Annotated in this window: 9 protein-coding genes (1 of these 9 cut by a window edge); 3 read left to right on the top strand and 6 right to left on the bottom strand. The window is 42.3% G+C overall.

From position 1 onward, the window contains the following. Window positions 1-617, bottom strand: the 5' portion of a protein-coding gene (locus tag NSQ43_RS06410; protein ID WP_339254057.1) for a nucleotidyltransferase-like protein. 250 nt of this gene lie to the left of the window's left edge; only the first 617 of its 867 coding nucleotides appear in the window; it begins with the start codon at window positions 615-617; its stop codon lies off the left edge, out of view. 159 nt (window positions 618-776) lie between these two features. Between NSQ43_RS06410 and NSQ43_RS06405 the strand changes: the two genes are divergently transcribed. Further along, complete coding sequence (locus NSQ43_RS06405; RefSeq protein ID WP_339254055.1) at window positions 777-1145, top strand: YgzB family protein; 369 nt, start codon at window positions 777-779, stop codon at window positions 1143-1145. 61 nt (window positions 1146-1206) lie between these two features. On the opposite strand, the gene perR is transcribed toward NSQ43_RS06405, so the two are convergent. From perR to bcp, 3 genes are all read right to left on the bottom strand, one after another. Continuing rightward, window positions 1207-1632, bottom strand: coding sequence for a peroxide-responsive transcriptional repressor PerR (gene perR, locus NSQ43_RS06400; RefSeq protein WP_339254053.1), 426 nt, complete (start codon window positions 1630-1632; stop codon window positions 1207-1209). 121 nt (window positions 1633-1753) lie between these two features. Beyond that, complete coding sequence (locus NSQ43_RS06395; protein ID WP_339254051.1) at window positions 1754-2698, bottom strand: D-2-hydroxyacid dehydrogenase; 945 nt, start codon at window positions 2696-2698, stop codon at window positions 1754-1756. 20 nt (window positions 2699-2718) lie between these two features. Further along, window positions 2719-3195, bottom strand: coding sequence for a thioredoxin-dependent thiol peroxidase (gene bcp, locus NSQ43_RS06390; RefSeq protein ID WP_339254049.1), 477 nt, complete (start codon window positions 3193-3195; stop codon window positions 2719-2721). Between the two features lie 127 nt (window positions 3196-3322). On the opposite strand from bcp, the gene NSQ43_RS06385 reads away from it, so the two are divergent. After that, window positions 3323-4627: a glutamate-1-semialdehyde 2,1-aminomutase gene (locus NSQ43_RS06385; RefSeq protein ID WP_339254047.1), complete on the top strand. Its 1305-nt coding sequence runs from the start codon at window positions 3323-3325 to the stop codon at window positions 4625-4627. Between the two features lie 72 nt (window positions 4628-4699). Beyond that, window positions 4700-5782: an aromatic acid exporter family protein gene (locus NSQ43_RS06380; RefSeq protein ID WP_339254045.1), complete on the top strand. Its 1083-nt coding sequence runs from the start codon at window positions 4700-4702 to the stop codon at window positions 5780-5782. Window positions 5783-5818: 36 nt separating this feature from the next. Here the strand turns inward: NSQ43_RS06380 and nikC are convergent, their stop codons facing one another. Together nikC and NSQ43_RS06370 are read right to left on the bottom strand one after the other, a co-directional pair. Beyond that, the gene (nikC, locus tag NSQ43_RS06375; RefSeq protein ID WP_339254044.1) at window positions 5819-6712 is read right to left on the bottom strand and encodes a nickel transporter permease; all 894 of its coding nucleotides are present in this window, start codon (window positions 6710-6712) and stop codon (window positions 5819-5821) included. A gap of 17 nt (window positions 6713-6729) precedes the next feature. Then, the gene (locus NSQ43_RS06370; RefSeq protein ID WP_339254042.1) at window positions 6730-7734 is read right to left on the bottom strand and encodes an ABC transporter permease; all 1005 of its coding nucleotides are present in this window, start codon (window positions 7732-7734) and stop codon (window positions 6730-6732) included. Between the last annotated feature and the right edge of the window lie 44 nt (window positions 7735-7778).

Below are 7778 nucleotides of genomic sequence, written 5' to 3'. Positions count from 1 at the left end.
AGTTCCAATCTTTTCTCGATCGGTTCCTCGCTCATAATTAGTTCCTCATATAGTTTATAAATCGCAGGATCGATTTTTTTAACTTGAGTCCATACGGTGACCTCAGGTGCATATCCCTTTTCAATAACAGTCAATCTCGCAAGATGATGAAGAGATTGGATTGCATGATGATAGGCATCCATATAATTCAGTTGCTCGAAAAACATTTTCCCTTCCATGTACACTCTCACTAAGCGGGAGAGCTCAATCCCCATTTTCAATTTCCGTCCATAGAACGGATACTCCCTTAACTCTTTCTTCAATCCTTCGACAAACTCATTGCGGTCGAAGAAGATTTTGCCGTAGAAAAGCCAGTCGACGACTTTTCGTCTTGTACCTAATAGAAGCCATTTCCTCAGTTGTTTTTCACTGATCACGTGCATTGCCGCTTTTCCGCTTCCATCCGTATAGTGTTTAGTATATATAGGAGTTTCTTCATTCGAAGTTATGATTAACATGATTTCATCAAATGTGTCTGTTATCGGATCCCCCGTGCCTCTTTTTTCAACAAGAATAACACCTAAAGTTTCGGGTGAGCTTGCGCGTTCCTGATAAATTGGTCTAAGAACTTGTTCCATATTGACACCTCCACACCTATTTCTTCGACAGTACTTCACCAAAATCCTTCAACAAAATATGATGTATATGGATTTTATGCTATATTGATTGAGGAACGTTTTGCGTTTCTTACTTTATATGTTTCAGTTTCAAATATCTATTATTAAGGAGGATTATGATTGAAACCTTATAAGAATAAAATAAACCGAATCCGTTCATTTGCGTTATCCCTTATTTTCCTCGGGGTTATCATAATGTATCTCGGAATCTTCTTTAGACAAAATGAAATCATCATGCTGATATTTATGGTTCTTGGACTTCTTTCCATTATCGGCAGTACGGTTGTTTACGCTTGGATCGGTACTTTATCAACAAGGGCCGTACAAATTATTTGTCCAAGCTGCGGGAAAGCAACTAAGATGCTTGGTCGAGTTGACATGTGTGGACATTGTAGAGAGCCGTTAACGTTGGATCCATCACTTGAAGGTAAGGAATTTGATGAATCTTATAATCGCCCAACTAAAAATAAGAAAACAGCAAACAAATAAGAAAAACCGGTTCCTTGGCAATATCGGAACCGGTTTTTCTATTTTTTTATCCTCTGTACAGTTAGGACGCACATTCAGGACATGTACCATATACTTCGAGTCGATGGGAATTGACTTTGAATCCTGTAACGTGGGAAGCAAGGTGTTCAACTTCCTCCAAGCCAGGATGATGAAAATCGACGATCCTGCCGCAGACGTCACAAATGATATGGTAATGGTCATGCGTTACAAAATCGAAACGACTCGATGAGTCACCGTAAGTAAGTTCCTTCACAAGCCCTGCATTCCGGAATACCCGTAGATTATTATAAACAGTCGCGACACTCATATTCGGAAAATCAGCTTCAAGTGCTTTATATATTTCATCTGCTGTAGGATGCGTCTCAGAAGAAATAAGAAATTCTAAAATAGCATGCCTTTGTGGTGTAATCCGAACACCACTTTCCTTCAATGTGACAAGCGCGTCTTTCAAACATACATCAGACATCGCCAACACTCCAATCCATAAAGATTACTTCTTTATAATCATTATAATTAGTTTACTGAAGAAGATGCTGTTTTGTCAATAAATACAATGTGCACTTTCAACTAAAGTAGTCAATTTCTCATTAATAACCTTTTTTCGGGTCGACTAAGTTTGTTAACTCTCTATTACCCGTTTGCCACTTCTTTAGGTTTTCTATAAAAAATTCCAAAGCTCTTTCTATATACTTCCCGGAATGGCTGGATACATGCGGAGATATCGACACGTTCGATAAATTCCAAAGCTCGCTATCGGCTGGCAGAGGCTCTACATCAAAGACGTCTAAAACGGCATGTCCAATCTCGCCATTTTGCAACGCGTCAATTATGATCGACTCCTTCACCAAATCCCCTCGTCCAAAGTTCATGAAAGTGGCTGTCGGTTTCATAGCCTTGAAATGCCTTTCATCTAACAGGTCCTTTGTTTCCGCTGTACTTGGTAAAATGGAAATCACATAATCGGCCTCCGGTAATCTGTCTATCAGATTATCGAATTGAATTGTCTCATCCATGCTTTCCGCCGGGCTACCAGAACGGTTGCAACCGATTGTCCGTACACCGAATGCTTGGAGCAATCGCCCGATTTCCGAACCGATTGCACCCGGACCAAGAATGATTGCTGTCGATCCCCGCAACTCCGTCTGCCTGACTCTTGTATTCCACTCTTTCCGCTTTTGCTGTTCAATTAATGAAGGCAAAGCGCGAGTTAGTGATAAAATATGGCCGATTACTGATTCCGCCATTGGGGTTTTATGAATCCCGCGAACGTTACTCATGACAATTCCTCTCTCGGCAATTTCAGTTAGAGGCATCTTTTCCACTCCAGCTGAGGCTACCATTAACCATTTAAGGGATGTTGCCTTTTCAAGCACAGCTGTATTGATATCCCCCCCGTATGTAACGATTACTTCGAACTTATCAATTGGTGACTCCTCAATCTCTTTATTATATGCAAATTGAACTTCTGGGAATTTAGACTTCAACCTTTCAAGTTGTTCATCTTTAATTTTAAAAGTGAATAAGACATTCATCAATCCCACCGCCATTTCCCTTATGCTTTCGTCAACTGTTTTAGAGTTGCAAGTGCTTCTTCAATATGGCCCGCCACTTTCACTTTCCGCCACTCTTTTACAACCGTACCTGTTGGATCGATCAGGAAAGTTGAACGTTCAATTCCCATGTATTCTTTGCCGAACATCTTCTTCAATTTCCAAACACCATACTTTTCGGCCACTTCATGCTTTTCATCGACTAATAGGGAAAACGGTAGCCCTTGTTTTTCGATGAACCGTTGATGTGATGCTTCATTGTCAGGACTTACTCCCAATATGACTGCATTTAAATTGCTGAAGTCTTCATACGCATCCCTAAAATCACATGCTTGCGTTGTACATCCTGGTGTCGCGTCCTTCGGATAGAAATATAGAATGACATATTTCTTCCCCTCGAAATCACTTAGGGAAACTTTTTCACCTTTTTCATTTGATAATGTGAATTGCGGTGCTTGCAACCCTTCTAACTTTTCCATGTACAATCCCTCCCAATAACTTTACTACATCGTACCGAACTACCGGCCCGGTTTCAATTTCTTTGGCGTATCGGCAATGTTTTGTATAAAATAGGGATTGTACGTGATTTGAACGGAGGAATTGTAAATGATCAGAACGAAGTCGGAACAAATCTATCAAGAAGCTTGCGAACATATCGTAGGAGGGGTAAACAGCCCTTCCCGTAGTTATAAAGCAGTCGGCGGTGGAGCACCTACAGTTATGGAGCGTGCACAAGGTGCCTATTTCTGGGATGTCGATGGCAATAAGTACATCGATTACTTAGGCGCATATGGACCAATCATTACGGGACACGCCCATCCACATATTGCAGAAGCCATTACGAAGGCGGCGACTACAGGGGTTCTATACGGAACACCGACACCACATGAAGTGAAATTCGCGAAAATGCTTAAAGAAGCTATCCCTTCAATGGATAAAGTACGCTTCGTCAACTCAGGAACAGAAGCGGTGATGACGACAATCCGTGTTGCGAGAGCGTATACTAACAGAACGAAAGTGATGAAATTCGCTGGTTGCTATCATGGGCATTCGGATCTCGTTTTAGTAGCAGCAGGGTCTGGGCCAGCCACTCTTGGAACTCCCGATTCAGCAGGTGTTCCGGCATCCATCGCACAAGAAGTGATCACAATCCCATTCAACGACCCGGAAGGTTATAAACAAGCAATGGACAAATGGGGAGACCAATTGGCATGTATCTTAGTAGAGCCGATCGTCGGTAATTTCGGCATCGTCGAACCAAATGAGGGATTCATCGAATTGGTCCATGAAATCGCTAAAGAAAAAGGTGCACTCGTCATTTATGATGAAGTGATTACAGCTTTCCGCTTCCATTATGGTGCTGCTCAAACACTGTTAGGCACAACTCCCGATTTAACTGCGTTCGGTAAAATCATTGGTGGTGGATTGCCAATCGGCGCTTACGGCGGAAGAAAAGAGATTATGGAAACAGTCGCGCCACTTGGGCCTGCATATCAAGCTGGAACAATGGCCGGAAACCCTGCTTCCATGCTTGCAGGTATTGCTTGCTTGGAAGTATTGCAGCAACCTAACATTTATGAAGAGATGGACCGTTTAGGCGGATTACTCGAGGAAGGTATTCTCCAATCAGCAGAAAACCACGGTATCACTTTGACGATTAACCGCCTTGGTGGCGCATTAACATTATTCTTCACAGATGTGAAAGTCGAGAACTATGAACAAGCTGAACAGACAGATGGAGAAATCTTCGGCAAGTTTTTCAAATTGATGTTGGATAGAGGCATAAATCTTGCCCCTTCAAAATATGAAGCTTGGTTCCTTACAATAGCGCATAATGAGGATGACGTGAATCATACATTAGATGCGGTTGATGAATCTTTTGAAGAGCTATCACGTCTATTAAACAGTTGACCAATTTGAAGAGTTACGGTAAAGTCGCGGAAATGAGTAACATATTATTTTTCTATAAGAAAGGATAATCCCATGAAACTTGGTGCCCGCATTTTTAAAACGGGTATTGCAATCGTTTTTGCATTGTTTATCGCAGATGTACTCAGTTTGCCGAATCCGGTTTTCGCTGGAATCGCTGCCATCTTTGCGATTCAGCCTACCATTTATCGGTCATATTTGACGATAGTAGAGCAAATACAAGGTAATCTAATCGGAGCAATTACCGCTGTCATTTTTGTATTAGTGTTTGGACATCAAATTGTGACTGTCGGGTTTGCTGCTGTCATCATCATATTGGTGATGTTGAAATTAGGGCTCGAAAAATCGGTTTCGCTTGCGCTTGTTACAATGATTGCAATTATGGAGATCAAAGGAGATTCTTTCCTCTCTTTTGCAGCTCTTCGATTTGTAACAATCGTTATTGGAGTCTTATCTGCATTCATCGTAAACTTGCTCTTCATGCCCCCCAAATACGAAACGAAATTATTCCAGGCGATTCATCAAGCACAAGATGAAATCATCCGATGGATCCGTCTCGCGGGAAGGCAGGCTTCTGAGCATGTTGCTACGAAGAAATCTTTGGATAAGTTGAAAGAGCGCCTTACAAATGTAAATCAGCTTTATACATTATTCAAAGAGGAACGAAGCTATTTCAAGAGAAATACGATGGTGAAAGCCCGAAAACTTGTCATTTATAGACAAATGATCGCCGCTTCACAGAGCAGTTACGAAGTACTTTCCCGACTTCATAAATTTGAAAATGAATTGCTTAACCTTCCGGAACATTTCCGGATGATGATACAAGAACGACTTGATTCTTTACTAACGCATCATGAGCAGATCCATTTGAAATTTGTAGGCAAGTTAAAATCCGGGAAATTGACGGAGAGCTTAAACGAGGAATATATACAGCGCCAAGAAGTGATGGACATTTTTGCAAAAGAAATTGCCATTACAAAGGAGGAAGAGGAATTTTCCGCATATCACCTTCTTCATGTGCTGTCCGCATTGTTGAATTATGAAGAGCAGCTTGAGCATCTCGACCGCTTAATCGTCTCCAATCAACGCAGGCACGGACATGAACTAAGTACTGAACTTCGTGAAGAAATATTTTAAACCTCCTTGGGTCAAATTGGCCCAAGGAGGTTTTTTTCAACTTTTCATTTTCGGATCAAGCGCATCACGCAAGCCGTCCCCCATTAGGTTAAAACCTAAGACAGTCAACATGATGGATAGCCCCGGGAAAATCATTGTCCATGGTGCAGATTGTAAATATGCTTTTGAATCCGCTAACATCTTCCCCCATTCCGGCTGGGGAGCTTGTGCGCCTAAGCCTAAAAAGCCTAATGCCGCTGCTTCAAGGATAGCTGTCGCCACTGCAAGTGTTCCTTGAACAATGACTGGAGCCATCGAATTAGGGAGGATATGCGAATATAAAATACGGGCATCTTTCATCCCAATCGCCTTCGCGGCCATAATATACTCGTCCTCTTTGATACTAAGAACTTTCGATCGTATCAACCTGCCGAAATTCGGAACGTTAATGACAGCAATGGCGATCAATGCATTTTCAAGTCCAGGTCCTAATACCGAAACAATTGCAATGGCTAACAGGATTGAAGGGAAGGCAAGCATAATATCAAAAACCCGTGATATGATCGTATCTGTCCATCTACCATAATACCCTGCTACAATCCCCAAAAAGCTACCGACGATAACCGATGCAATAACCGATAAAAATCCAACCGAAAGCGATATCCTTGAACCATGGATGATGCGGGACAAGATATCTCTACCGAAGTCATCAGTACCGAGCCAGTATTCTGAAGACGGCGGCTGGAATCTGTCCGGTGCAAACTGTTCGTTTATGCCTTCTTTTGCGATAAAGGGACCAAACAGAGCTAACAGTATGAAGAATATGATAATGATCATACCAGCGACAGCCGACTTACTCTTTCTGAAGCTTTTCCATGCCTCCCGCCACGGGCCACTCGTCTTTTCTTTCTCTTTAATGATTCCATCTAATTTAGGTGTTATCTCAGACATCCCGCAATCCCCCTCTCTTAGTCATATTTAATCCTTGAATCGATCAGGCCGTATAGCAAATCGACGACCAAGTTAATCATGACAAATATAAAGGCGATTACTAGAACGCTCGACTGAATTACCGGGTAATCCCTGAAATTAATGGCGTCGTAAATATACCTTCCAATGCCCGGCCAAGCAAAAATCGTCTCAGTCAAAATGGCACCGCCAAGCAACATGCCCATCTGAAGTCCGATAACCGTCAAAACCGGAATGACAGCGTTTTTGAAAGCATGTTTATAAACGACCCAAAACATCTTTTGCCCTTTCGCCCTCGCTGTCCGAATATAATCCGAACGCATCACTTCAAGCATACTTGAACGAGTCATCCTTGCAATGATTGCCATTGGTATTGTCGCTAATGCAATTCCTGGCAAGATAAGATGCCTCATAACTTGCCACAGCTGATCGAATCTTCCTTGTATGATCGTATCTATAATATAGAGATTCGTAATTGCGTGCACTGGATCCCTCACCTGTTCCCTACCAGTCGTCGGTAGCCAGGAAAATTCAAGCGCAAACACCCATTGGCCTAATAACCCTAACCAAAAAATCGGCATCGACACTCCGATAAGCGCCAAAATCATCGCTATGTAGTCAAACCATGAATTTTGGAACCAAGCCGAAATGATGCCAGCATTAATGCCAATGATGATCGCTATGATAATTGCAAACAGTGCGAGTTCTATTGTTGCTGCCAAATGTGGCCATATTTCATCCGCTACCGGAAGGCGTGTCCGCATGGATTCCCCAAGGTCGCCCCTCAAAATACCACCCAGGTACTTAAAAAATTGCGTATACCATGGTTGATCCAACCCCAATTTTGCATTCATAGCGGCCATAGCTTCAACAGTCGCTTGCTGACCTAAAATGAGCTGGGCTGGATTTCCAGGTATCGCCCGAATCATCATGAAAACAATGAACACCATACCAAGTAACACGGGGACAAGCTGCAATAATCTTCTTCCAACGTAGCTGAGCATCACCTTCACCTCATAAGCACAAAGTATCTTTCGTCGTCCCATTA

The sequence above is a fragment of the Sporosarcina sp. FSL W8-0480 genome (assembly GCF_037963765.1).
In the GTDB taxonomy this organism is placed as follows: domain Bacteria; phylum Bacillota; class Bacilli; order Bacillales_A; family Planococcaceae; genus Sporosarcina.
Note: the sequence above shows the minus strand (reverse complement) of the source record. Positions and strands in the feature narration are given on the sequence as shown.

Coding starts and splice junctions, on each gene's coding strand:
- NSQ43_RS06395 (WP_339254051.1), bottom strand. CDS start 2,698: ATGAATGTCTTATTCACTTTTAAAATTAAAGATGAACAACTTGAAAGG.
- NSQ43_RS06385 (WP_339254047.1), top strand. CDS start 3,323: ATGATCAGAACGAAGTCGGAACAAATCTATCAAGAAGCTTGCGAACAT.
- perR (WP_339254053.1), bottom strand. CDS start 1,632: ATGTCTGATGTATGTTTGAAAGACGCGCTTGTCACATTGAAGGAAAGT.
- NSQ43_RS06380 (WP_339254045.1), top strand. CDS start 4,700: ATGAAACTTGGTGCCCGCATTTTTAAAACGGGTATTGCAATCGTTTTT.
- bcp (WP_339254049.1), bottom strand. CDS start 3,195: ATGGAAAAGTTAGAAGGGTTGCAAGCACCGCAATTCACATTATCAAAT.
- NSQ43_RS06370 (WP_339254042.1), bottom strand. CDS start 7,734: ATGCTCAGCTACGTTGGAAGAAGATTATTGCAGCTTGTCCCCGTGTTA.
- nikC (WP_339254044.1), bottom strand. CDS start 6,712: ATGTCTGAGATAACACCTAAATTAGATGGAATCATTAAAGAGAAAGAA.